Genomic DNA, 25,062 nt, shown 5'->3' with positions numbered 1-25,062 from the left:
GAATCCGTGCCGGAGCCGTGGGAGGCAGACACGTGTCCGAGACGCGCGAGTTCGGCGCCGCCGGGCGGGCGGAGTCCTTCCCGCGCCCGGCGCCGGGAGTCCGTGAAGTGGTGGAGCCGGGCGCCCGCGAGGTGCCGGAGCCGGCCCTACCCGACGCGCCGGCGGCCGGCCCGCCCGGCGCCCCGGCCGCACCGCCCCTCCCCCGCGGCCGCACCCGCGCCCGCGGCCGTACCGCGGCGGCCGGCGCTCCTCCGCCCCTCGCACCGGTGTGGCCCGGCTCCCCGCAGCCGCTGGGCGCCCGCTTCCACACCGGCCCGGACGGCACGCCGGGCACCAACTTCGCGCTGTGGGCGGGCGGCGCGGAGTCCGTCGAGGTGTGCCTGTTCGCCGACGACGGCACCGAGACCCGCGCCCCGCTCACCGACCTCACCCACGAGGTGTGGCACGGCTTCGTGCCCGGCGTGCGCCCCGGGCAGCGCTACGGCCTGCGGGTCGGCGGCCGGTGGGACCCGTGGACCGGCGCCCGCTGGAACCCGGCGAAGCTGCTGCTGGACCCGTACGCCCGCGCCGTGGACGGCCACTTCGGCATGGTCCCCGAGGTCTACGCGCACGCCCGCGACTGGCCCGAGCAGGACGTCGCCGACACCGTGCGCGACGACCGCGACTCCGCGCCGTACGTGCCCAAGGGCGTGGTGGTCGACGACGCCGACGACTGGGAGGACGACCACCGCCCGAAGACGCCCTGGTCGGACACGGTCATCTACGAGCTGCACGTGCGCGGCTTCACCCGGCGGCACCCCGACATCCCGCCGCAACTGCGCGGCACCTACGCCGGGCTCGCGCACCCCGCCGCGATCGACCACCTGACCCGGCTGGGCGTCACCGCGGTGGAGCTGCTGCCGGTGCACCAGTTCGCCGACGAGGAGCACCTGCTGCGCCGCGGGCTGAGCAACTACTGGGGCTACAACTCGATCGGCTACTTCGCCCCGCACGCCGCGTACAGCGCCAGCGGCAGCCGGGGCGAGCAGGTCGGCGAGTTCAAGCGGATGGTGCGGGCCCTGCATGCGGCGGGCATCGAGGTGATCCTCGACGTGGTCTACAACCACACCGCCGAGGGCGGCCAGGGCGGCCCGACGCTGTCCCTGCGCGGCATCGACAACCGCGGCTACTACCGGCTCGGCCCCGACCCGCGCGGCTACTCCGACTACACCGGCTGCGGCAACACCCTCAACGTGGTGCAGCCGCACGTGCTGCGCCTGATCACCGACAGCCTGCGCTACTGGGTCACCGAGATGGGCGTGGACGGCTTCCGCTTCGACCTGGCCGCCGCGCTGGCCCGCTCCCTGCACGACGTGGACATGCTCTCGCCGTTCCTCGCGGTGATCGCCCAGGATCCGGTGCTGCGCCGGGTGAAGCTGATCGCGGAGCCGTGGGACGTCGGCGACGGCGGCTACCAGGTGGGTTCCTTCCCGCCGTTGTGGACGGAGTGGAACGACCGGTTCCGCGACACCGTACGGGACTTCTGGCGCGGCGCGACCGGCGACCTGCGCGACCTCGGCTACCGCCTGTCCGGGTCGAGCGACCTGTACGACTGGGGCGGCCGGCGGCCGTACGCCTCCGTCAACTACGTCACCGCGCACGACGGTTTCACCCTGCGCGACCTGGTCAGCCACAACGGCAAGCACAACGACGCCAACGGCGAGGACGGCCGCGACGGCACCGACGACAACCGGTCCTGGAACTGCGGCGCCGAGGGCGCGACCGACGACCCGGACGTCCTGGCGCTGCGCCACCGCCAGGTGCGCAACCTGCTGGCGACGCTGCTGCTGTCCACCGGGGTCCCGATGCTGGTGGCCGGCGACGAGATGGGTCGCACCCAGGGCGGCAACAACAACGCCTACTGCCAGGACAACGAGACAGGTTGGGTCGACTGGTCGCTGCGCGACGACCCGGCCTGGTCGGGGCTGGTCGACCTGGTCGCGCGGCTGATCGCGCTGCGCCGGGCGCACCCGGTGCTGCGCCGCGGCGGCTTCTTCTCGGGCATGTCGCTGGCGCCCGAGGGGCTGCGGGACGTGACCTGGTTCGGCCCGGCCGGGCGGGAGATGACCGAGGCGGACTGGTTCGCGCCGTCCGCGACGCTCGGGATGCTGCTGTCCGGGCAGGACATCCCGCAGCGGGACGCGCGGGGCGAGCCGGTGGTGGACGACAGCTTCCTGCTGATCGTGCACGCCGACCACCGGCCGGTGGAGTTCACGCTGCCCGGCCCGCCGTGGGCGTCCGGGTACGACGAGGTGCTGGACACCGCGCGCGAGGATCCGCCCGGGCGGGCCCGGGCAGCAGGTGCGCCAGGGGTGCCCGCGCAAGCGGCCGGCCCCGGGCAGCCCGTGGCCTCCGGGGCCGCGGTGACGGTCGAGGCGCGCTCGGTGCGGCTGCTGCGGGTCAGACCGGCCGTGCGCGCCTGAGTGCGGGGGAAGCAGCCCGCCGGGCCGGGGCGTTACCTCCGTCTCGCAGGTCAGAACCCTGTGGACCTTCGGACTGGTCCAGTCCATATTGGCGGGGTGAGCTCTCCGCACTCCGGCCCCGAAGCCGCGCGCGCCGTTTCGGGGCCTTCGCCACGTCCGCCGGCCGGCGGGCTGTGGTCGGCCAACTTCCGGTTCTTCTTCAGCGCCCGCGCGGTCGCGATGCTCGGCGACACGATGCTGCCCGTCGCGCTGTCGGCCGGGCTGCTGGGATACGGCTACTCGGCCGGCGACATCGGCCTGGTGATGGCCGCGTCCACCGCCTGCTTCGCCGGATTCGTGGTCTTCGGCGGGGTGTTCGCCGACCGGTTCGACGCCCGCCGGCTGATGATCGGCGCCGACCTGGTCCGGGTCTGCTCGCAGTCCACCGCGGCCGTGCTGTTCACCACCCACCAGGTCCGGCTGTGGGAGATGGCCGTCATCGCGGTGGTCAACGGCACCTGTGCGGCGATGTTCCAGCCCGGGGTGGCCAGCACCATCGTGCGGGTGTCGACCGACGTGCAGGGCGCCAACGGCGCGACCCGCACCGCCGAGTCGATCGCCTCGCTGATCGGGCCCGCGCTCGCCGGTGTGCTGATCGGCTTCACCTCCACCGGCGTGGTGTTCGCCGTCCACGCGTCGACCTACCTCACCAGCGCGTTGTGCCTGATCTCGCTGCGGCTGCCGGCGCTGCCGCCGCGGCTGGCGGCGGCGGCCTCGACCTTCCGGGCCGATCTGGCCGAGGGCTGGCGGGAGTTCCTCGCCCGCACCTGGATGTGGTCGGTGATCCTGGTGTGGATGCTCTATATGGTGTGCACCATCGGGCCCTACACCCCGCTGGCCGCCGCCCAGATCATCCCGGCGCACGGCGCGGGCGCGTACGGCCTGGTCAACTCCGCGCTCGGGGCGGGCACCGCGGTCGGCGCGGTGTGCGCGATGCGGGTACGGGCGGCCCGCCCGCTGCGGGCCGGCTCGATGGCGCTGTTCGGCACCGCGCTGATGCCGACCTCGGTCGGGCTCGGCCTGCCGGTGTGGGCGATCGCCTGCTGCGTGCTGGCGGCCGGGGCGAGTTCGGCGTACTGGGGCGTCAACTGGGCCACCAGCGTGCAGACCCAGGTACCCGGTGACATCCTCAACCGCATCCACGCCTACGAGGTGGCCGGCTCCATCGCCATGGTCCCGGTCGGCCAGGCCCTGGCCGGCCCCGCGTCCACCGCGTTCGGCGCCCGCCACGTGCTGCTGGCCGGCGGTGTGGTCCCCCTGATCGTCGCCGCCACCCTGCTGTCCATCCGCCCGGTCCGCACCCTGGGGCGCGCCAAGTCGGCCACGCCGCACTGACACGAACTCGTCAAGATTTCACCAAATCACCTCGCGCGAGGGTCAGTTCGCCGCTCCCCGTGATCAGGTCTGGTGCCCAGGAGCACCATCCGTTCCGTTCAGGGGAGGACATGTGAACGTTCCGAACCGCAGGAGACGCTGGCTGACGATCTCAGCCGTCACCGCGGTGGCCGCACTGTTCGCGCTGCCGGCCAGTGCCGCGCCCGGCCACCCGACCGCCCACCCGCGGTCGTTCGACGCGAAGGTCACCGCCTCGCCCGCCGACGACGGGGACGGCGGTGGCGGTGACGACGACGGCGGCGAGGAGTCCGACGAGATCTCCGAGGGCGCGGCCCAGTTCGCCGAGGCCCGCACCTCGCCGGGCACCGTCGCGCCCGGCGCCTTCGGCTCCGCCTGGAACGACCTCACCAAGCTGACCGGCACCGGCGGCAGTTGGAAGCACCTGACCGGCCTGCCGTACGACTCCGACGACCCGCGCTACCGCGACTACGACTCCAACTCCAGCGGCGGCTCGGGCCTGGTGACCGGCCGGACCGCCGCGCTGGCCGCCGACGACGACGGCTACGTCTACGAGGGCAGCGCGGGCGGCGGTGTCTGGCGCTCGGCCACCGGGGGCGGCCACTGGACGCCGATCAGCGACCAGCTGCCCACCCAGTCCACCGGCGCCCTCGCGCTGGACGGCACGGGCCGGCTCTGGCTGGGCACCGGCGAGGCCACGACGAACGCGGACGCCTACCTCGGCAGCGGCGTGTACGTCCTGACGCACCCGCACTCCGGCACCTTCAGCGCGTACGACCGGGTCGGCGGCAGCGAGCTGGACTCCACCACCATCCACACCCTGCGGTTCGGCGGCGGCACCGTGTGGGCCGCGACCAGCGAGGGCGTGTGGAGCCACTCCACCACAGACCTGCGCGGCCCGTGGAAGCTCCAGTACGCGCCCAACCCGGCCTACCTGCCGGGCGGTCCGCTGGCGAACGACCCCGCCGCGCCCTACAAGAACATCACCAACGACGTGGCGATCGACCCGAAGAACCCCTCGAAGGTCCTGCTGGCCGTCGGATGGCGCAGCGGCGACACCTACAACGGCTTCTACGCGAAGAAGAACGGCGCCTGGACGAAGGTGGGTTCGCTGGGCGACCTGCCCACGGACCCGGAGGACGTGGGCAACGTGACCTTCGCCCGGTCCGCGGACGGCTCCCGCTACTACGCGATCAACCAGTCGCCCGAGGCGCTCAGCAGCGGCGCGGAGACCAACCTGGACGGGATCTACGTCTCCCGATCCGGTGACCCCTTCGGACCGTGGACCCGCATCGCCGACGCCGACCAGCTCGCCGACTCCGGCTCCGCGCTGGACCCGCCCGGCACGCAGACCTGGTACAACGAGTTCCTCCAGGTCGACCCGACCGACCCCGACCACGTCTACGCCGGCCTGGAGGAGGTCTTCGAGACCAAGGACGGCGGCGCCAACTGGTCCGCCGTGGGCCCGTACTGGAACTTCGGCTTCCCGTGCTGGAGCATCGACCCGTCCCGGCAGACCGGTGACTGCAACCCGACCACGCACCCCGACCAGCACGCGGTCGCGGTCGGCAGCTACCACGGCGCCCCCTTCGTCTACGTCGGCGACGACGGCGGGGTGTACAAGCGGCCGCTGAACGGCAGCCAGGACGCGGACGGCCACGCCACCGACTGGGTGTCGACCAACGACGGCACCATCGACACCCTCCAGTACTACTCCGTGGGCGTAGGCGCCGACCCGTCCGGTCACGGCCTGGCGATCAACGGCGGCCTCCAGGACAACGGCCAGTCCATTCTGCGTCCCGGCGACAAGGTGATGGGCTCCAACTTCGGCGGCGACGGCGGCGACACCCTCACCGATCCCGCCGACGGCTGCGACATCGCGCAGGAGTACGTCTACCTGGCGGTCAACGTCACCCAGAACTGCGCGGTCAACGACGGTTCGTGGGTGGACGACCCGTCCAGGATCACCAGCTACGACGTGGCCCCGCCGGACAACGCGACCGGGGCCGCCCGGTTCACCGCCCCCCTGACCACCGACACCCGCGACAGCGACACCTGGGTGGCCGGCGGCCAGCACGTGTGGGTGCAGACGCACGGCTACGCCATCCGCAGCGGGGACGAGTGGACCGACGCCTTCGACCTGGGCACCGGCCATGTGGCCACCGCCCTGGCCGCGCAGGGCGGCAAGGTCTACGCGGCCTGGTGCGGCCCGTGCGACAGCCAGGGCTTCACCCGCGGCATCGCGGTCGGCAACGCCGACGGCACCGGATGGCACCAGGTGGCGCTGCCCGCCACCGGAGCCGACGGCAGCGTGCCGAACCGCTACCTGTCCGGACTCGCCATCGACCCGGCGAACGCCAACCACGTCTACCTCGCGGTCAACGGCTTCTCCCGGCACTGGACCGACGGCCCCGGCGCCGGCACGGGCCACGTCTTCGAGTCGACCGACGGCGGCACCACCTGGAAGGACATCTCGGCGAACCTGCCGGACGTGCCCGCCGACTCCCTGCTGGCCCTGCCCGGCGGCGGACTCGCCTTGGCCACCGACCTCGGCGTGGTCTACCGGGCGCCGCACCGCACCGGGTGGCAACGCGTCGGGAAGCTCCCGGCCGTCGCCGTACTCCAGCTCAAGTCCGGGCCGGACGGGCGGATCTACGCCGCCACGCACGGCCGCGGCCTGTACTCCATCGCCCTGCCCCGCTCGTGAACGCCGGTCGTGGGCGCCGTTGTCGGAGGCCCCGCACCGGTGAGGTGGCACCGATGGGCCGCTCTGCGGCTCTGATCGGGTGACGCCGCGGGCCCGGACCGTCCTCCCACCGGACGGTCCGGGCCCCGCCGCGTCGACCGCCCTACACCAGGCTGTCCTGCCAGGCCTGGTGGAGCCCGGCGAAGTGGCCGTCGTCGGCGATGAGTTCGGCGGGCGTGCCGTCCTCGATCACCCGGCCCGCGCGCATGACCAGGACGCGGTCGGCGATCTCGACGGTGGAGAGGCGGTGCGCGATGATCACCGCGGTGCGGCCGCGCAGCACCGTGTCCATGGCGTGCTGGACGGCCTGCTCGCCCGGGACGTCGAGGGAGGAGGTCGCCTCGTCGAGGATGAGCACGGCCGGGTCGGCGAGGAGGGCGCGGGCGAACGCGACGAGCTGGCGCTGCCCGGCGGAGATCCGGCCGCCGCGCTTGCGGACGTCGGTGTCGTAGCCGTCGGGCAGGGCCGTGATGAAGTCGTGCGCGCCGATCGCCTTCGCCGCGGCCTCGACCTCCTCGCGGGTGGCGTCGGGCCGCCCGATGGTGATGTTCTCCGCGACGGTGCCGGAGAAGAGGAACGCCTCCTGGGTGACCATGACCACGCCCCGGCGCAGGTCGTCGCGGCCGAGGTCGCACAGGGTGACGCCGTCCAGCAGCACCCGGCCGTCGGTCGGGTCGTAGAAGCGCGCCAGCAGTTTCGCCAGCGTGGACTTGCCCGCGCCGGTCGCACCGACCACGGCGACGATCTGCCCGGCGGGGATGCGCAGGTCGAAGGTGGGCAGCACCTCGCCGCCGGTGCGGTAGGCGAACCGCACCTCGTCGAAGACGACCTCGCGGCCGGGCAGCACGCCCTCGCCGCGGGCGGGCAGCGGCACCGGCTGCTCGGGCTCGGGCACGGTCGGCGCCTGCGCGAGCAGCCCGGCGATCTTCTCCAGCGACGCGGCGGCGGACTGGTAGGAGTTGAGGAACATCCCGAGCCGGTCGATCGGGTCGTACAGCCGCCGCAGGTAGAGCACGAACGCGGCGAGCACGCCGAGCGCCATCCCGCCGCCGGCCACCCGGTAGGCGCCCCACAGCACGATCCCGGCGATGGTGATGTTGGCGATCAGCCGGGACCAGACCACGTAGCGGGCCATCTCCAGGATCGCGTCGCCGTTGGCGCGGTAGTGCCGGGCGTTCAGCTCGGCGAACGCCTCGTCGTTGGGCTGCTCGCGGCGGAACGCCTTGACCGGGCGGATGCCGTTCATCGTCTCGGTGAACTTCACGATGACCGCGGCGATCGCGGTGGAGCGCCGGCGGTACGCCTCGACGGCGCGCCCCTGGTAGCTGCGGATCGCGAGGTAGAGCGGGCCGTACGACACCAGCGTGAGCAGGCCGAGTTTCCAGTCCAGGAAGAGCAGCAGGGCGGTGATGTAGATGCCGGAGAGCACCACCTCGATGAGCTCGTCGAGGCCGTCGTTGAGCAGCTCGCGGATCGACTCGACGTCGGAGGTGGCGCGGGCGATCAGGCGCCCGGAGGTGTAGCGCTCGTGGAAGTCGAGGCTCAGTGTCTGCGCGTGCCGGAAGATCCGCCCGCGCAGGTCGACCAGCACGTCCTGGCTGACCCGGGCGGCGATCCTGATGAACACCCGCTGCAGCACGCCGGAGGCGATACCGCAGCCGATGTAGCCGCAGGCCACGGCGATCAGCGCGCCGTGCCGGCCGTCGCGCACCGCGGGGATGGCGTGGTCGATGGCGTACGCGACCAGCAGCGGCCCGACCTGGACCGCGGCCTGCTGCACCAGCAGGTAGATCGCGGCGGTCCACACCCGCCGCGCGTGCGGCCGCAGCAGCGAGCGCAGCAGCAGGAGTTGGGCGTTGCGCGGCGCGGGCAGGATGTCCCGGTCGAACGGGTCCACGACGGCACCCGCGCCCGTACCGGAGCCGCTGCCCGTGCCGGGGGCCGCGCCGGTGTCCGTGTCCGAGCCGGCCGGGTGGGCGTCCGCGGGGGCCGGGGAGTCCCCGGGTTCCGGGGTATCCGGGGTGTCCGGGGTCGCCCCGGTCTCGGTGGCGGCCGAGGAGGTCATCGGGCGTCGCTCCCTTCGAGCGCGGAGAGTGCGTCGTCGTCGTGCTCCGGTGTACCGCCCGACATCAGGTAGCGGTACTCGGCGCTGTCGCGCAGCAGGTCGGCGTGGCTGCCGACGGCGGCGATCCGGCCGTCGGCGAGGAGGGCGACGCGGTCGGCGAGCATGACGGTCGAGGGGCGGTGGGCGACGACGAGCGCGGTGGTGTCCCGCAGGACCTCGCGCAGCGCCGCCTCGACCAGCGCCTCGGTGTGCACGTCGAGCGCGGACAGCGGGTCGTCCAGCACGAGGAACTGCGGGCGGCCGACCACCGCCCGGGCCAGCGCGAGCCGTTGCCGCTGCCCGCCCGAGAGGCTCAGCCCCTGCTCGCCGACCTGGGTGTCGAGACCCTGCGGCAGCGCGTCGACGAAGTCGCACTGCGCGACGGCCAGCGCCCGCCGCACGTCCTCCTCGCCGGCCCCGGCCGGGCCCGCGCCCATCGCGACGTTCTCCCGCACGGAGGCGGAGAAGAGGGTCGGCTCCTCGAAGGCGACGGCCACCAGCTCGCGCAGCCGGTCGCCGCTCAGTTCGGCGGTGTCGACGCCGTCCAGGGTGATCCGGCCGCCGGTGGCGCGGTGCAGCCGGGGCAGCAGCGCGGTGAGGCTGGTCTTGCCGCAGCCGGTGGCGCCCACCAGCGCCATCGTCTCGCCGGGACGGATGTGCAGGTCGATGCCGCGCAGCAGTTCGGCAGTGTGCGGCGGGGCGTCGGGATAGCGGAAGCGCACGCCCTCCAGCCGGATGCCATCGGGGCGCGCGCCCGCGCCGGTGCCGTCGGTGTCGGACACCACCGGGGTGTCCCTGACCTCGAAGTAGCGGTCGGCGGCGGTGGCCGACTCGTTGCTCATCGCGAGCAGGAAGCCGATCGACTCCACCGGCCAGCGCAGCGCGAGCGCGGTGGACAGGAAGGCGACGAGCGTGCCCGCCGACAGCTTGTGGTCGGCGACCTGGAGCGACCCGATCACCAGGGCCGCACCGATCGCGATCTCGGGCAGCGTCATGATGACCGCCCAGATGTTGGACAGCAGCCGCGCCTTGTGGATCTCGGTGTCCCACAGCTCGCGGGTCTGCCGCCGGAAGGCGTTCGCCTGGCTGCGGTGCCGGCCGAACGCCTTGATGATCCGGATGCCGAGCACCGACTCCTCGACGAGGGTGGCCAGGTCGCCGGCCTGGTCCTGGGCCCGCCGGGCGGCCAGCGCGTAGCTGGTCTCGAAGTACGAGCAGAGGATCATCAGCGGGACGGCCGGGGCGAGCAGGACCAGCCCGAGCAGCCACGCCTGGGTGAAGAGGATCGCGAAGCCGATCAGGATCGTGGCCCCGTTGACGACCAGGAACACCAGCGGAAAGGCGAGGAACATCCGGAGGATCTGGAGGTCCATGGTGGCCCGCGAGAGCAGCTGGCCGGACGCCCACCGGTCGTGGAAGTCGACCGGCAGGCGCTGCAAGTGCTCGTAGAGGTCCTTGCGCATGGCCGCCTCGACGCCGGCCAGCGGGCGGGCCACCAGCCAGCGGCGGACCCCGAACAGGCCGGCTTCCAGCAGCCCGAGCAGCAGCACCAGCCCGCCGCCGAGCCAGACCCCGCCCGGGTCGCGGTCCTGGACCGGCCCGTCGACCATCCACTTCAGCACCAGCGGGATGAACAGCGACATGCAGGACGCGGCCACCGCGACGACCGCGGAGACCGCGAGTCTCACCCGCACCGGTCTGACATAGGGCCACAGTCTCACCAGCGAGTGGACGGTGGATCGGTGCGGGCTGTCGGGCGCGGTCGTGTCGCTGGTGGGAGAGGTCACTTGTCGACACTAGGCCCACCCTGTGACAACGCTCATCCGGTTTTCCGGCCGACTGTGGGCCCGACGCCCGCCCGGCCCCCGGCCCCGCGCCCCAGGTCAGGCGGGTCGGGCTCGTACGCGGCGACCGCCGGCCGCGGTCAGACGGTGAACCCGCCGTCGACGTGGATCGCGGCGCCGGTGGTGTAGGAGGCGGCCGGCGAGGCGAGGTGGACGACGGTGGCCGCGATCTCGGCCGGATCGGCGTAGCGGTCGAGAGCGGTCAGGCCGCGGACGGTCGGGGCGAACGGCCCGTCCGCCGGGTTGGCGTCGGTGTCCGTGGCGCCGGGGTGGACGAGGTTGACGGTGATGCCGCGCGGGCCGAGGTCGCGGGCCAGGCCCTTGGTGAGGCCGACCAGGGCGGTCTTGGTGAGCGCGTAGAGGGTCAGCCCGGGGAAGGGGGTCCGGTCGGCGACGTTGCTGCCGATGGCGATGATGCGCCCGCCGCGGGGCAGGTGGGCGAGGGCGGCACGGGCGGCCAGATAGGGACCGCGCACGTTGGCCGCGACGATCCGGTCGAACGCGTCCGCGTCGAAGTCCTCGATCGGCCCGGTCGGGTAGACCGCCGCGTTGCTGACGAGGATGTCGAGCCGGCCGAGTGCCTCGGCCGCGCGGTCGACGGCCGCGGCGGGGGCCTGCGGGTCGGCGGCGTCCGCCTGGATCGCCAGGGCGGTGCGGCCCATCCCGCGGATCCGCTCCGCGACGTCCTTGGCGGCGCCCTCGTCCGCGCGGTAGGTCAGCGCGACGTCGGCCCCGGCACCCGCGAGGGCGAGGGCGACCGCCCGCCCGATGCCGCGGCTGCCGCCGGTGACGAGGGCCGCCGTGCCCGCCAGTTGTGTGGTCTGCGTGTGCTCCATGCGCCTGATCCTGCCGAGCGCGGCCGTCCGGGTCTGGCGGTAATCCGACCCCGGATTCCCGGGCCGCAGCGGCTGCGGGGTCATCTGATTGGCCGTCAGCCGGAACGACTCTTGCCATTTTCCTCCGGTGTGGGGTGATCATCCCTCGGTGCCCGATTCCGTACAGTGCGGTTTTGGAAACCCGCACCACCCGTAGGAGATGGATATGGCAACCGGAACCGTGAAGTGGTTCAACTCGGAAAAAGGCTTCGGCTTCATCGAGCAGGACGGCGGCGGCTCCGACGTCTTCGCCCACTACTCCAACATCATGGCCACCGGCTACCGGGAGCTACTGGAGGGTCAGAAAGTGGAGTTCGACGTCACCCAGGGCAACAAGGGCCCGCAGGCGGAGAACATCCGCATGGTGAACAGCACGGTCTGAGCCCGGCCGCACCGCTTCACCCCCAGCGGCTCACCAGAGGCCCGCACCGAGAAGTTCGGTGCGGGCCTCCCCGTTGCCGGGCCACGCGTGCCCGGCGCCGCCGGGCGCCGTGAGCCGGTGAACCTTTCCGGTCACGGCACTAGCGCAGCACCCCCGCCGTCATGCCCTCGGCCTCCGGCGGGAACGTCACCAGCCCCAGCTCGGCCGAGGTGGCCAGCAGGGGATGCGCCGGCAGTACCCGCACCGTGTAGCCGAAGGGCCCGGTCCGGTCCAGGGTGAGCGGGCCCTCGTAGGTGAAGCGGCCCTCGACGTCCGTGCGCGCCACCGGCTTGAGCGGGATCGCCTCCGGCCCGCGCAGCCGGTCGGCGGTGTCCACCGGCCCGGCCAGCAACTGGACGTCCACCTCGGAGGGGTCGAGGCCGCCGAGCGCGACCTGCACCCGGAGCGTCAGGGTGGAGCCCATCTCCGCGACCCCCTCCCCGGGTCCCTCGGCGAAGTCCGTCTCCACGTGGTCGACCGCGACCCGCGGCCACTCCTGCCGCACCCGCCGCTTCCACCCGGCGAGTTCGACGGCGTCCTCACCCTGCACGGCGCGGTGCGAGCGGGCCGCGGGGGCGTAGAGCTGCCCGACGTAGTCGCGGACCATCCGCCCGGCGAGCACCTTGGGGCCGAGCGTGGTCAGGGTGTGCCGGACCATCTGGATCCAGCGCTGCGGCATGCCGTGCCTGCCCTGGTCGTAGAAGCGTGGGGCGACCTGCTGCTCCAGCAGGTCGTACAGCCCGGCGGCCTCCAGCTCGTCGCGCCGGTCCTCGTCCGCCACGCCGTCGGCGGTGGGAATCGCCCAGCCGTTCTCGCCGTCGTACCACTCGTCCCACCAGCCGTCGAGGACGGACAGGTTGAGGCAGCCGTTGAGGGCGGCCTTCATCCCGGAGGTGCCGCAGGCCTCCAGCGGGCGCAGCGGGTTGTTGAGCCAGACGTCGCAGCCGGGGTAGAGGGTGCGGGCCATCCGCATGTCGTAGTCCGGCAGGAAGACGATGCGGTGCCTGACCCGCGGGTCGTCGGTGAACCGCACCAGCTCCTGGACCAGCCGCTTGCCGCTGTCGTCGGCCGGGTGCGCCTTGCCCGCGACCACGATCTGGATCGGCCGCTCGGGATGCAGCAGCATCGCCGCCAGCCGCTCCTGGTCGCGCAGCATCAGGGTGAGCCGCTTGTAGGAGGGCACCCGGCGGGCGAAGCCGATGGTCAGGACGTCGGGGTCGAGGACGTGGTCGGTCCAGCCGAGTTCGGCGTCATTGGCACCGCGCTGCCGCCAGGAGGCCCGCAGCCGGCGACGTACGTCCTCGACCAGTTGCTCGCGCAGGGTGCGGCGCAGCTCCCACACCGCGGCGTCGGGCACGTCGGCGACCGCCGCCCAGCTCTCGGCGCCACCGATCATCAGCGCGTCCTCGGCGCGCGAGGGGCCGAACTGGCGCCCGCCCAGCCGCAGCACCTCGGGCGCCACCCAGGTCGGGGCGTGCACGCCGTTGGTGATGGAGGTGATCGGCACGTCGTCGGGGTCGAAGCCGGGCCACAGCCCGGCGAACATCTCCCGGCTGACCGCGCCGTGCAGGGTGGACACGCCGTTGGCCCGCTGGGCCAGCCGCATGCCCATGACGGCCATGTTGAAGAGGTCGGGGTCACCGCCGGGGTAGGTCTCGCGGCCGAGTTCGAGGATGCGGCCGACGTCGACGCCCGGCAGCTCGCCGCCGTCGCCGAGGTGACGGGCGACCAGATCCCGGGTGAAGCGGTCGATGCCGGCCGGGACCGGGGTGTGGGTGGTGAACACGGTGCCGGCCCGCACCGCCTCCAGGGCCGCGTCGAAGTCGAGCCCTTCGTGGGACAGTTCTCTTATCCGCTCCAGGCCGAGCAGGCCGGCGTGGCCCTCGTTGGTGTGGAAGACCTCGGGGTCGGGGTGGCCGGTGATCCGGCAGTAGGCGCGGACGGCGCGGACCCCGCCGATGCCCAGCAGCATCTCCTGGAGCAGGCGGTGCTCGCTGCCGCCGCCGTAGAGCCGGTCGGTGACGTCGCGCTCGGCGGGCTGGTTGGACTCGACGTCGGAGTCGAGCAGCAGCAGCGGCACCCGGCCGACCTGGACGCTCCAGATCCGCGCGGTCAGGGTCCGGCCGCCGGTCAGCGCGAGGGTGACCTGGGCGTGGCTGCCGTCGGGCTCGCGCAGCGGGCCGACGGGCAGCGAGTTGGGGTCGAGGACGGGGTAGTGCTCCTGCTGCCAGCCCTCGCGGGACAGGCTCTGCCGGAAGTAGCCGTGCCGGTAGAGCAGGCCGACACCGACCAGCGGCACGCCCAGGTCGCTGGCGGCCTTGAGGTGGTCACCGGCGAGGATGCCGAGGCCGCCGCTGTACTGCGGCAGCGCCGAGGTGATGCCGAACTCGGGTGAGAAGTAGGCGATGGCGGCCGGCAGGTCGCTCTGGTCCTGGTACCAGCGGGGGCCGGCGGTGTAGTCGGCGAGGTCCTCGGCGGCGGCGTTCAGCCGGCGCAGGAAGCGGCGGTCGCCGGCCAGCGCGGCCAGCCGCTCCTTGGAGACCGCGCCGAGCAGCCGGACCGGGTCGCCCTGGGCGGCCCGCCAACCCGCGGGGTCGACGCTCTGGAAGAGGTCCCTGGTCTCGTGGTGCCACGACCAGCGGAGGTTCGAAGCCAGTTCCCCCAGCGGGCGCAGAGGTTCCGGCAGGACGGTGCGCACGGTGAATCGACGGATTGCCTTCACGTATTCGACCGTAGCCCCGCGGGCCGGGGGCCGGGCACGTTGCGCGCGATCTTCGGGGCCAAACGCACCAACGGCGGCTCACCGAGGCAGACGTGCGCCCCGCCGGCGCGCGGGCGCGTTCGGCGGGGGCCGGTGCGGATCTCCGCAGCAGGTTGCGGAGGTGGGCGGGCGGGGCGGGCGGGTGCGATGCTGGTGGCTTGAACGAGACGGCGTGCGGACGGCTCTCCGGCGGCGTTCGCGTACTCGCAGGCGTACGCGGGGGCGCGTTGAGGGGCGTGAACAGGGCGCGTCGGGTGCGCGTAAGGGGTGCGGCCGGTCGGCGGAACGGTCACCACGAATGCGCGCACTCGCCGCGCGCTACCGAAACGGCGTCAGAGAGTGCGTTCCCGCCCGGAAGCGTGGGCAGGCTCCGACATGTGCACCACCGCACCGGCGGCCACCCGGGTGAACCCCTCTGCGAGGGACCTCGCGGGCGAGCCGGTTCGGCCAAGAACAGTTAAAAAGTAGCGGGGGCTCCCTTTCCTCGGGGCCCTGGATACCCGCCGTGCACCGAGGCCACCCGCGCACGCGTCGCGTCAGTCCCCTACCAGCTGTCAGGTGAGGAAATGATCGGTCGTATCCCCGTCGTCGATGTCCACCCGTGCGTGGACTGCGGCCGAAGGCCCGCCAAGGCGGTGGTGGGCGAGCGCTTCCAGGTGACCGCCACCGTCTTCCGGGAAGGCCACGACGCGGTGGCCGCGAACGTGGTGCTGCGGGATGCCGCGGGCCGTTCCGGGCCGTGGACCCCGATGCGGGAGCTGGCGCAGGGCACCGACCGCTGGGGGGCGTACGTCACTCCGACGGCCGAAGGGCGCTGGACCTGCACGGTGGAGGCGTGGTCGGACCCGGTGGCGACCTGGCGGCACACCGCGGGCATCAAGATCCCGGCCGGCATCGACACCGAACTGGTGCTCGCCGAGGGTGCGCAGCTGCACGAGCGGGCCGCCGCCGGCGTGCCCAAGGGCGACGGCCGGCCGGCGGTGCTGGCCGCGGTCGACGCGCTGCGCGACGCCGCCCTCAGCCCGGCCGCCCGGCACGCCGCGGCACTGCGGCCCGAGGTGGTCGAGGCGCTGGACCGCTTCCCGCTGCGCGAACTGGTCAGCGCCTCCCGGCCGATGCCCCTGCACGTCGAGCGCGAGCGCGCCCTGTTCGGGTCCTGGTACGAGATGTTCCCGCGCTCCGAGGGCGCGACGACCGGGCCGGACGGGCGGCTGCGCTCGGGCACCTTCCGCACCGCGGCCGAGCGGCTGCCCGCGGTGGCCGCGATGGGCTTCGACGTGGTCTACCTGCCGCCGATCCACCCGATCGGCACCGCCTTCCGCAAGGGGCGCAACAACGGCCTGACCGCCGGGCCCGACGACGTCGGCTCGCCCTGGGCGATCGGCTCCCCCGAAGGCGGCCACGACGCGGTCCACCCGGACCTGGGCACCCTCGACGACTTCGACGACTTCGTGGCCCGCGCGCGCGACCTGCGGCTGGAGGTCGCGCTGGACTTCGCGCTCCAGTGCTCGCCGGACCACCCCTGGGTGGAGAAGCACCCGGAGTGGTTCGCGCACCGCGCCGACGGCAGCATCGCCTACGCCGAGAACCCGCCGAAGAAGTACCAGGACATCTACCCGATCTCCTTCGACCAGGACTTCGCCGGCATCGTGCGCGAGACGCTGCGCGTGCTGCGGCACTGGATGGCGCACGGCGTCCGGATCTTCCGGGTCGACAACCCGCACACCAAGCCGGTGGTGTTCTGGGAGAAGGTGATCGCCGACATCAACAGGACCGATCCCGACGTGATCTTCCTCGCCGAGGCGTTCACCCGCCCGGCGATGATGGGCACCCTCGGCAAGATCGGCTTCCAGCAGTCGTACACCTACTTCACCTGGCGCAACTCCCGTGCGGAGCTCACCGAGTACCTCCAGGAGCTCAGCGGGCCGACGGCCGCCTACATGCGGCCGAACTTCTTCGTGAACACCCCCGACATCCTGCATGCCTACCTGCAGCACGGCGGCCGGCCCGCGTTCGAGGCCCGCGCCGTGCTCGCCGCCACCCTCTCCCCGAGCTGGGGGGTCTACGCGGGCTACGAACTCTGCGAGGGCACCCCCGCCCACCCCGGCAGCGAGGAGTACGCCGACTCCGAGAAGTACGAGCTGCGGCCGCGCGACTGGTCCGGTGCCGAGGCCGCCGGGCGCTCGCTGGCGCCGCTGCTCACCACGCTCAACCGGCTGCGCCGCCGCCATCCGGCGCTCCGGCAGCTGCGGGACATCACGTTTCACCCGGTGGACAACGAGGCCCTGATCGCCTACTCGAAGCGGCGCGGGGACGACGTCGTACTGGTGGTCGTCAACCTGGACGCCTTCCACACCCAGGAGGCCACCGTGTCGTTGAACATGCCGGCGCTCGGGCTCTCCTGGCACGAGTCGTTCCCGGTGCGCGACGAGCTCACCGGTCGGACCTACCACTGGGGCAGGGACAACTATGTGCGCCTCGAGCCGGGCCGCGCGCCCGCGCACGTTCTGTCGCTGCGACCGTCTCCATCGATCGGAGGGTCACTCAGTTGATCGTCAACGAACCCGTTCCTGACACGTTCGAGGACACCCCCGCCAAGGACCGTGATCCCGAATGGTTCAAACGGGCGGTGTTCTACGAAGTCCTCGTCCGTTCCTTCCAGGACAGCAACGGCGACGGCGTCGGCGACCTGAAGGGGATCACCGCCAAACTCGACTACCTGCAATGGCTCGGCGTGGACTGCCTGTGGCTGCCGCCGTTCTTCGCCTCCCCCCTGCGGGACGGCGGGTACGACGTGGCCGACTACACGGCGGTGCTGCCCGAGTTCGGCGACCTCGCGGACTTCGTCGAGTTCGTGGACGCCACCCACCAGCGCGGCATGCGCGTCATCATCGACTTCGTCATGAACCACACCAGCGACCAGCACCCGTGGTTCCAGGCCTCCCGCAGCGATCCGGACGGGCCGTACGGCGACTACTACACCTGGGCGGACGACGACAAGCAGTTCTCGGACGCCCGGATCATCTTCGTGGACACCGAGACGTCGAACTGGACCTTCGACCCGGTCCGCAAGCAGTACTACTGGCACCGCTTCTTCTCCCACCAGCCGGACCTCAACTACGAGAACCCGCGGGTGCAGGAGGAGATCCTCGCCGCCCTGAAGTTCTGGCTGGACCTGGGCATCGACGGCTTCCGGCTGGACGCCGTGCCCTACCTCTACCAGGAGGAGGGCACCAACTGCGAGAACCTGCCGCGCACCCACGACTTCCTGAAGAAGGTGCGGGCCGAGATCGACGCGCAGTACCCCGACACGGTGCTGCTCGCCGAGGCGAACCAGTGGCCGGAGGACGTGGTCGACTACTTCGGCGACTTCCGGGCCGGCGGCGACGAGTGCCACATGGCGTTCCACTTCCCGGTGATGCCGCGGATCTTCATGGCGGTGCGCCGCGAGTCGCGCTACCCGGTCTCGGAGGTCCTGGCCAAGACCCCGGCCATCCCCGCGACCTGCCAGTGGGGCATCTTCCTGCGCAACCACGACGAGTTGACGCTGGAGATGGTCACCGACGAAGAGCGCGACTACATGTACGCGGAGTACGCCAAGGACCCGCGGATGCGCGCCAACATCGGCATCCGCCGCCGGCTGGCCCCGCTGCTGGACAACGACCGCAACCAGATCGAGCTGTTCACCGCGCTGCTGCTGTCCCTGCCCGGCTCGCCGATCCTCTACTACGGCGACGAGATCGGCATGGGCGACAACATCTGGCTCGGCGACCGCGACGGGGTGCGCACCCCCATGCAGTGGACCCCGGACCGCAACGCCGGGTTCTCCTCGTCCGACCCCGGCCGGCTCTACCTGCCGACCATCATGGACCCGGTCTACGGCTACCAGGTCACCAACGTCGAGGCGCAGATGAGCTCCCCCAGCTCCCTGCTGCACTGGACCCGGCGGATGATCGAGATCCGCAAGCAGAACCGGGCGTTCGGGGTCGGCTCGTTCACGGAGCTGCCGTCGAGCAACCCGGCGGTGCTCGCCTTCCTGCGGGAGGACGGCGACGACCTGGTGCTGTGCGTGAACAACTTCTCCCGCTTCGCCCAGCCCACCGAGCTGGATCTGCGGCAGTACGCGGGCCGCCACCCGGTGGAGCTGATCGGGGGGGTGCGGTTCCCGGCGATCGGCCAGTTGCCGTACCTGCTCACCCTGGCCGGGCACGGCTTCTACTGGTTCCGGCTGCGCCGCGACCCGTCCTGACGGCGGGGGCCGGGCGAACCGGCCCCCCGCTGCACCGGCCGCCCGGCGTAACGTTCCGTCACCCGGGAGGTTACGGGTGCCCTCCGCGAGGTTACGTTCACCCGCCCGAGGTGCGGGGGGCCCGCACCTTTGGGACGATCAAGCGAAACCCGCAGCAGCCCGTACGGCGGTTTCCTGTCACCCGCCCGGGGCAGGCTCCCCGTGTCGCCGGACAGCCCGAACCCGTCATCCGGGAGGCTGGCGCATCCGCCGCTGGACCCGGCGGAGGATGCGCGACTCCCCGGGGAAAGGACGTCATGTCGGACAGCTCCTGGACCCGTGTCCCCGCCGTCACCGGCCGCGATCTCGTGCCGGGGCTGCTTCGCTCCCTCGACCCCCTGCTGCGCCGATGGCTGCCGCGGCAGCGCTGGTTCGCGGGCAAGGGGTTGCCCATCGGCGACTTCCGGCTGGCGGCCGCCACCGAACTGGTTCCCCCGGGTGGCCGACTCGGCCCGCTCGGCCTGCTGCACGTCCTGGTCGACGTGGAGCAGCCCGGCCGGCCGCCGGACTGCTACCAACTCCTGCTCGGCGCCCATCCCCTGCTGCCCTCCGCGCTGGTGCGCGCCGCCCTCGGCCCGGCCGTCGGCGGCCCCTACGACGGGCTGACGCTCTACGACGCCCCGCACGACCCCCGAATGGCCGCACTGCTGCTGGAGCGGCTCAAGCTGCCGGGCACCAGCGGTGGGCTGCGCTTCACCACCGAGCCGACCGCCGAGTTCCCGCCCGGGCTGACCCCGCGGGTCTCGACCGCGGAGCAGTCCAACACCTCCGTCGTGTACGGCGACCGCTACATCCTCAAGCTCTTCCGGCGCGTCTCACCGGGCGCCAACCCGGATCTGGAGCTGTCCCGCGCGCTGGCCCGGGCCGGGTCGCAGCGGGTGGCGGAGCCGGTGGCGTGGTTCGAGGCGCTGGACACCGACGGCGATCCCGACCGCGACACCGGCGGCGCGACGACCGGGGGCCGGGAGCCGACCACCCTCGGCGTGCTCCAGCGCTTCCTGCCCGGCTCGGCCGACGGCTGGGCCCTCGCGCTGGCGTCCGTCGCGGAGGACGGCGACTTCCGCGCCGAGGCGGCCGCGCTGGGCCGGGCCACCGCCGAGGTGCACCAGGCCCTCGCCGCGGCGCTGCCGGTGCACCGGCTCGACGGCCGCGCGCTGGAACGTATCGCCGCGGCGATGACCCGCCGGCTGGAGGAGGCCGCCGCCGAGGTGCCCGCGGTGCGCCCCTTCGCCGGCGCGCTCCGCTTGGCCTTCGACGACCTCGCCAAACTCGGTGCGGGCACCGGGTCGGACGGCGTGGTCACCGCCCAGCGGGTGCACGGCGACCTGCACCTCGGCCAGACGCTGCGCGGGCCGGACGGCGCGTGGGTGCTGATCGACTTCGAGGGCGAGCCGGCCCGTCCGCTGGCCGAGCGGCGCCGCCCCGCGCCGCCGGTCCAGGACGTCGCGGGCATGCTGCGGTCCTTCGACTACGCCGCCCACCACAGCGGCAACGGCCCCTGGGCCGCCCGGCACCGCGACGCCTACTGCGCCGGATACGCCGGGGTCGCCGGCCTCGACCCGCGCGAACAGCCCGTACTGATACGGGCCTTCGAGACCGACAAGGCGGTGTACGAGGCCCGTTACGAGGCGAGGCATCGTCCCGCCTGGCTGCCCATCCCGTTGTCCGCGCTGGCCCGCCTCTCCACCACGCCCTGACGGCGCCCATACCCCGAGGAGTGCTTGCCGTGACCCCCGCCGCACAGCCCCCGCGCCAGCCGTCGCACGGTGATGGCGCTCTTCCGGAAGCCGCCGCCCGCGGCTACGACGCCGCGACCCCGCATCCCGCCGCGTCCGGCGGGCCGACTCGGGGCGGCGCCCCGAACGGCGCTCCGAAGGAGCGCGTGGGGGTACCTCCCGGGCCGGTGGTCCAGGACGAACCGAGCACCCCCACCGGGCCGGTGGTCCGGGACGAGCCGAGCAGCCCCACCGGGCCGGTGGCGGACCGCGGCGTCATCGGGGCCGGTCGCGCAGTTCCCCGCGCCCCTGGGTCTTCCGGGGGAGCCCCGGAACGCAGCGGCGCCGCGGCACACGCGGTCTGCGGGGGCGCCCCGGAAGTCAGGGGCGGGGGGACCGGGCTGGGCCCGGACGATCGGTGGCGGTTGCTGAACGGCGCGCACCACGACCCGCACGGGTTGCTCGGGGCCCACCCGGAGCCCGGCGGAGTCCGGGTGCGGGCGCTGCGCCCGTTCGCCCGCTCCGTCGCGGTCGTCGTGGACGGGGAGCGGACCGAACTCACCCCGGAGGGCGACGGCCTGTTCTCGGCGGTGCTGCCCGAGGCGGCGGACTACCGGCTCGCGGTGACGTACGACGGGGCGGAGTCGGTGGTCGACGACCCGTACCGGTTCCTGCCCTCGCTGGGCGAGTTGGACCTGCACCTGATCGGTGAGGGCCGGCACGAGCAGTTGTGGAAGGTGCTGGGCTCGGAGCCGATGACGCACGGCGGGGTCGGCGGCACCCGTTTCGCGGTGTGGGCGCCCAACGCCCGCGGGGTACGGCTGGCCGCGGACTTCAACTTCTGGGACGGCGCCGCGCTGCCGATGCGGTCGCTCGGCTCCTCGGGGGTGTGGGAGCTGTTCGTGCCGGGAGTCGGCCCCGGCACCGCCTACAAGTACGAGATCACCCGGCCCGACGGCTCGCGCGGGATGAAGGCCGACCCGATGGCCCGCGCCACCGAAGTGCCGCCGGCCACCGCCTCGATCGTCACGGAGTCGTCCTACGGCTGGCAGGACCAGGAGTGGATGGCCCACCGCGGGGACATCCCGGCGCACCGCGCACCGCTGTCCGTCTACGAGTTGCACCTGCCCTCCTGGCGGCCCGGCCTCGACTACCGGCAGCTGGCCGACCAGTTGCCCGCCTACGTACAGGAACTCGGCTTCACCCACGTGGAGTTGATGCCCGTCGCCGAGCACCCCTTCGGCGGCTCCTGGGGCTACCAGGTCACGTCCTACTACGCCCCGACCTCGCGGCTGGGCTCGCCGGACGACTTCCGGTACCTGGTGGACGCGCTGCACCGGGCCGGCATCGGCGTGATCATGGACTGGGTGCCGGCGCACTTCCCCAAGGACGACTGGGCGCTGGCCCGCTTCGACGGCGAGCCGCTCTACGAGCCGGCGGACCCGCGCCGCGCGGAGCACCCGGACTGGGGCACCCTGGAGTTCGACTTCGGGCGCACCGAGGTCCGCAACTTCCTGGTGGCCAACGCGGTGTACTGGTGCGAGGAGTTCCACATCGACGGGCTGCGGGTCGACGCGGTCGCCTCGATGCTCTACCTCGACTACTCCCGCGAGGGCGACGACTGGCTGCCCAACGTCTACGGCGGCCGGGAGAACCTCGACGCGGTGGCCTTCCTCCAGGAGATGAACGCCACGGTCTACCGGCGCTGCCCCGGCGTGGTCACCATCGCCGAGGAGTCCACCGCGTGGGACGGCGTGACCCGGCCCACCCACCAGGTCGGCCCGACCGGCTTCGGCGGCCTCGGCTTCGGCCTGAAGTGGAACATGGGCTGGATGCACGACACGCTGGAGTACATGGCGCACGAGCCGGTGCACCGCAAGTACCACCACAACGAGATGACCTTCTCGATGGTGTACGCCTACAGCGAGAACTACGTGCTGCCCATCTCGCACGACGAGGTGGTGCACGGCAAGGGCGCGCTGGTCGAGAAGATGCCCGGCGACTGGTGGCAGCGGCGCGCCAACCACCGCGCCTACCTCGGCTACATGTGGGCCCACCCGGGCAAGCAACTGCTCTTCATGGGGCAGGAGTTCGCCCAGGGCGCGGAGTGGTCGCACGACCACGGTCCGGACTGGTGGCTGGTGGACGAGACGTACTCCGCGGCCGGCGACCACCGGGGGGTGCGGGACCTGGTGCGCGACCTCAACGCCGTCTACTCCGCGACGCCCGCGCTCTGGCAGCGCGACACCGACCCGGGCGGCTTCGAGTGGATCGACGGCGGCGCCGCCGAGGACAACACGCTGTCCTTCCTGCGCCTGGACACCGCGGGACAACCGCTGATGTGCGTCAGCAACTTCTCCCCGGTGGTGCGGCACGACTACCGGGTGGGCTGCCCGGAGGGCGTCTGGACGCAGGTGCTCAACACCGACGACGAGCGCTACGGCGGCAGCGGCGTGCGGATCGACGGCCACGTCAAGAGCGAGGCGACCACCTGGAACGGCCGCCGCCACAGCATCGCGGTGACGGTCCCGCCGCTCGCCACGGTGTGGCTGCGCCCGGTGACGGAGTAGGCCCCCGGGAGCCGCTCGGCCGCGATCGGCCCCGGCGGCCGCGGGGGTGGGCCGGTGCCGTCCGGCGCCGGCCCACCCCCGCGACAGGGCTCAGCGCTTGGAGCCCGCTCCGGGCAGCACCCGCGCCCGCACCGGGCTCGGCAGCTTCCCGACCATCCCCTTGACCGACGTGCGCACCCGGTCGTCCGCGGCGAGCCGCAGTGCGATGCCCCGGCCGAGCCGTATCCGCTGGGGTGCGGCCACCAGCAGTTCGAGCTGCTCGTCCTTGCCGCCCCAATGGGCGACGACCAGCCGGCGCGGCTTGCCGACGGCGAGCTTGCGGTTGCACCGGGCGGCCTGGACCCGCGCCTTGCGGTCGGTCCGGCCGGGCAGGGTCAGCCGGGGGCGCCGGCCGATGCCGTGCACCTGGGTGTCGAGCCAGATCTCGTACCGCCCGGACTCCAGCGGCTGGCCGCCCGCGGCCTCCATCGGGTCGATGACGGCCTCGGACTCCATCACCACGTGCACCCGGTCACCGTCGAGCGGTTCGAGCCGGGGCTCGAGGTCGTTCTCCGCGAACCACCACACCAGCCGCTCGGTGTCGCGCAGCAGCACGGAGCCGCGCATGGCCAGGAACGGGTCCTTGACCTCCCACTCCGTGACGCCCGGCACGCCGTCGATGAACTCCGGGTCGAGCATCAGCTTGCCGTCGCGCCGCACCAGGGCGAGCGGCTTGCCGTCACGGCGCAGTTGCCACGCCTTGACCGGAATGTGCAGTTTGCCGCGCCGCCAGGACGTGGCGCCGACCTCGACGTGCAGCTTCATCGCCTTGGTGCGGCGGGCCAGCTCCACCAGGCCGTCGAGATTGCTCTGCTCCAGCAGGTGCGCGCGCAGCGCGTTGATCGCGGGGAAGCCGGCCCCGACACCGGGCGGGAACTCCGCCAGCACCAGGTCGCGGACGATCTTGAAGTAGCGTTCGAGCTGCTCACCGGTGCGCTGGAGTGCGCGCGGCTCGGTGACCGGGCGCAGGACCTCGACCCGGTAGCTGCGGCGCAGCATCCGGTCCTGCACCTCGCCGGGCTCGCTGTTCTCCTTGATCGCCCGGACCACGTTGCGCACGTGCGTGTAGTAGTCCTCCGGCTTCGGCGGGCGGCTGCTGTTGTTGCCGCCGTCGTCCCGGCGCCGCCAGTGGTAGGTCGGCACGTCGCCGAGGATCGAGACGTTCTTCGCCTTGGGGTAGGCGCGGGCCAGGAAGAGCTGGTCCTCCAGGCGGACCCGGCCCTCGGGGAACTCGATGCCGTTGTCCAGCAGGAACTGCCGGCGGAACATCTTGTGCGGGGTGAGCGTGTCGAACAGGTCGGCGTCGGCCACGCCGCACTTCTCCCGGGTGTGCCGGAAGATCGGCACCGGGCCCTGCATGTGGCCGCGGGTCTTGCCGAAGACGATGTCGGAGTCGTTGCGGACCGCCATGTCGTACAGGCGCTCCAGCGCGTCGCCGGCGATCTCGTCGTCCTGGTCGACGAACTGGACGTACTCGCCGCGGGCCATCCGCACCCCGACGTTGCGCGGCTTGCCGGGCCAGCCCGAGTTCTCCTGGGCGTACACCCGGACGTGCGGGTACTTCTCGGCCAGCTCGTCCAGGCGCTTGGCGGAGTCGTCCGTGGAGCCGTCGTTCACGTAGATCACTTCGTACGCGTCCGGACCCAGACTCTGCCCGACCAGCGACGGAGCGCAGCGCTCTATGTACTCCCCTGCGTTGTATATGGGAACGACGATGCTGGCCTTCAACACGATGAGCGGACCTCTCCCTGCACTCTTTCTTCTGCCACTCGTAACACCCTGAACAGACCACCCAAGGTAACGAAGAGTTGTACGAGTCCTGCCGGACATGTGGCCCGAACTTTA

13 protein-coding genes are annotated in these 25,062 nt (G+C 72.8%); 8 read left to right on the top strand and 5 right to left on the bottom strand.

Annotation, left to right across the window (positions count from 1 at the left end):
* Positions 1-131: 131 nt before the first annotated feature.
* The 3 genes from glgX (at position 132) to C4U44_RS06560 (ending at position 6,561) form a co-directional block, all read left to right on the top strand.
* A complete protein-coding gene (gene glgX, locus C4U44_RS06570; RefSeq protein WP_103884787.1) occupies positions 132-2,462 on the top strand; it encodes a glycogen debranching protein GlgX in 2,331 nt (776 codons plus the stop codon).
* An 87-nt stretch (positions 2,463-2,549) separates the two neighbouring features.
* Positions 2,550-3,836, top strand: a complete 1,287-nt coding sequence (locus C4U44_RS06565) for an MFS transporter (RefSeq protein WP_235031884.1) — start codon at positions 2,550-2,552, stop codon at positions 3,834-3,836.
* Positions 3,837-3,948: 112 nt separating this feature from the next.
* Complete coding sequence (locus C4U44_RS06560; protein WP_103884641.1) at positions 3,949-6,561, top strand: beta propeller repeat protein; 2,613 nt, start codon at positions 3,949-3,951, stop codon at positions 6,559-6,561.
* A gap of 142 nt (positions 6,562-6,703) precedes the next feature.
* On the opposite strand, the gene C4U44_RS06555 is transcribed toward C4U44_RS06560, so the two are convergent.
* From C4U44_RS06555 to C4U44_RS06545, 3 genes are all read right to left on the bottom strand, one after another.
* Positions 6,704-8,665 (bottom strand): ABC transporter ATP-binding protein, encoded by a 1,962-nt coding sequence (locus C4U44_RS06555; protein ID WP_103884640.1) that lies wholly within the window; start codon positions 8,663-8,665, stop codon positions 6,704-6,706.
* Positions 8,662-10,491, bottom strand: a complete 1,830-nt coding sequence (locus tag C4U44_RS06550) for an ABC transporter ATP-binding protein (protein WP_103884639.1) — start codon at positions 10,489-10,491, stop codon at positions 8,662-8,664. The genes C4U44_RS06555 and C4U44_RS06550 overlap by 4 nt, the downstream gene beginning before the upstream one ends.
* Before the next feature lie 137 nt (positions 10,492-10,628).
* The gene (locus tag C4U44_RS06545; protein ID WP_103884638.1) at positions 10,629-11,384 is read right to left on the bottom strand and encodes an SDR family NAD(P)-dependent oxidoreductase; all 756 of its coding nucleotides are present in this window, start codon (positions 11,382-11,384) and stop codon (positions 10,629-10,631) included.
* Positions 11,385-11,589: 205 nt separating this feature from the next.
* Here C4U44_RS06545 and C4U44_RS06540 point away from each other — a divergent pair, with 205 nt between their 5' ends.
* Positions 11,590-11,805, top strand: coding sequence for a cold-shock protein (locus C4U44_RS06540; RefSeq protein ID WP_103884637.1), 216 nt, complete (start codon positions 11,590-11,592; stop codon positions 11,803-11,805).
* A gap of 139 nt (positions 11,806-11,944) precedes the next feature.
* Here C4U44_RS06540 and glgP read toward each other — a convergent pair whose 3' ends face one another.
* Positions 11,945-14,566 (bottom strand): alpha-glucan family phosphorylase, encoded by a 2,622-nt coding sequence (gene glgP, locus C4U44_RS06535; protein ID WP_103884636.1) that lies wholly within the window; start codon positions 14,564-14,566, stop codon positions 11,945-11,947.
* A gap of 605 nt (positions 14,567-15,171) precedes the next feature.
* Here glgP and C4U44_RS06530 point away from each other — a divergent pair.
* The 4 genes from C4U44_RS06530 (at position 15,172) to glgB (ending at position 23,178) form a co-directional block, all read left to right on the top strand.
* A complete protein-coding gene (locus tag C4U44_RS06530; RefSeq protein ID WP_103884635.1) occupies positions 15,172-17,157 on the top strand; it encodes an alpha-1,4-glucan--maltose-1-phosphate maltosyltransferase in 1,986 nt (661 codons plus the stop codon).
* Entirely contained in the window at positions 17,154-18,854 is a 1,701-nt protein-coding gene (treS, locus tag C4U44_RS06525; RefSeq protein ID WP_103884634.1) for a maltose alpha-D-glucosyltransferase, read from the top strand. Before C4U44_RS06530 ends, treS begins: the two co-directional genes overlap by 4 nt.
* Positions 18,855-19,150: 296 nt before the next feature.
* Positions 19,151-20,590: a maltokinase N-terminal cap-like domain-containing protein gene (locus C4U44_RS42315; protein ID WP_235031839.1), complete on the top strand. Its 1,440-nt coding sequence runs from the start codon at positions 19,151-19,153 to the stop codon at positions 20,588-20,590.
* A 419-nt stretch (positions 20,591-21,009) separates the two neighbouring features.
* Positions 21,010-23,178: a 1,4-alpha-glucan branching enzyme gene (gene glgB / locus C4U44_RS42310; protein ID WP_407642797.1), complete on the top strand. Its 2,169-nt coding sequence runs from the start codon at positions 21,010-21,012 to the stop codon at positions 23,176-23,178.
* 90 nt (positions 23,179-23,268) lie between these two features.
* Here the strand turns inward: glgB and C4U44_RS06515 are convergent, their stop codons facing one another.
* Positions 23,269-24,948, bottom strand: coding sequence for a glycosyltransferase family 2 protein (locus C4U44_RS06515; RefSeq protein ID WP_235031837.1), 1,680 nt, complete (start codon positions 24,946-24,948; stop codon positions 23,269-23,271).
* Positions 24,949-25,062: the final 114 nt, after the last annotated feature.

The sequence above is a fragment of the Actinacidiphila yanglinensis genome (assembly GCF_900107965.1).
Lineage (GTDB): Bacteria > Actinomycetota > Actinomycetes > Streptomycetales > Streptomycetaceae > Actinacidiphila > Actinacidiphila yanglinensis.
This window is presented reverse-complemented; position numbering and strand designations above follow the sequence as displayed.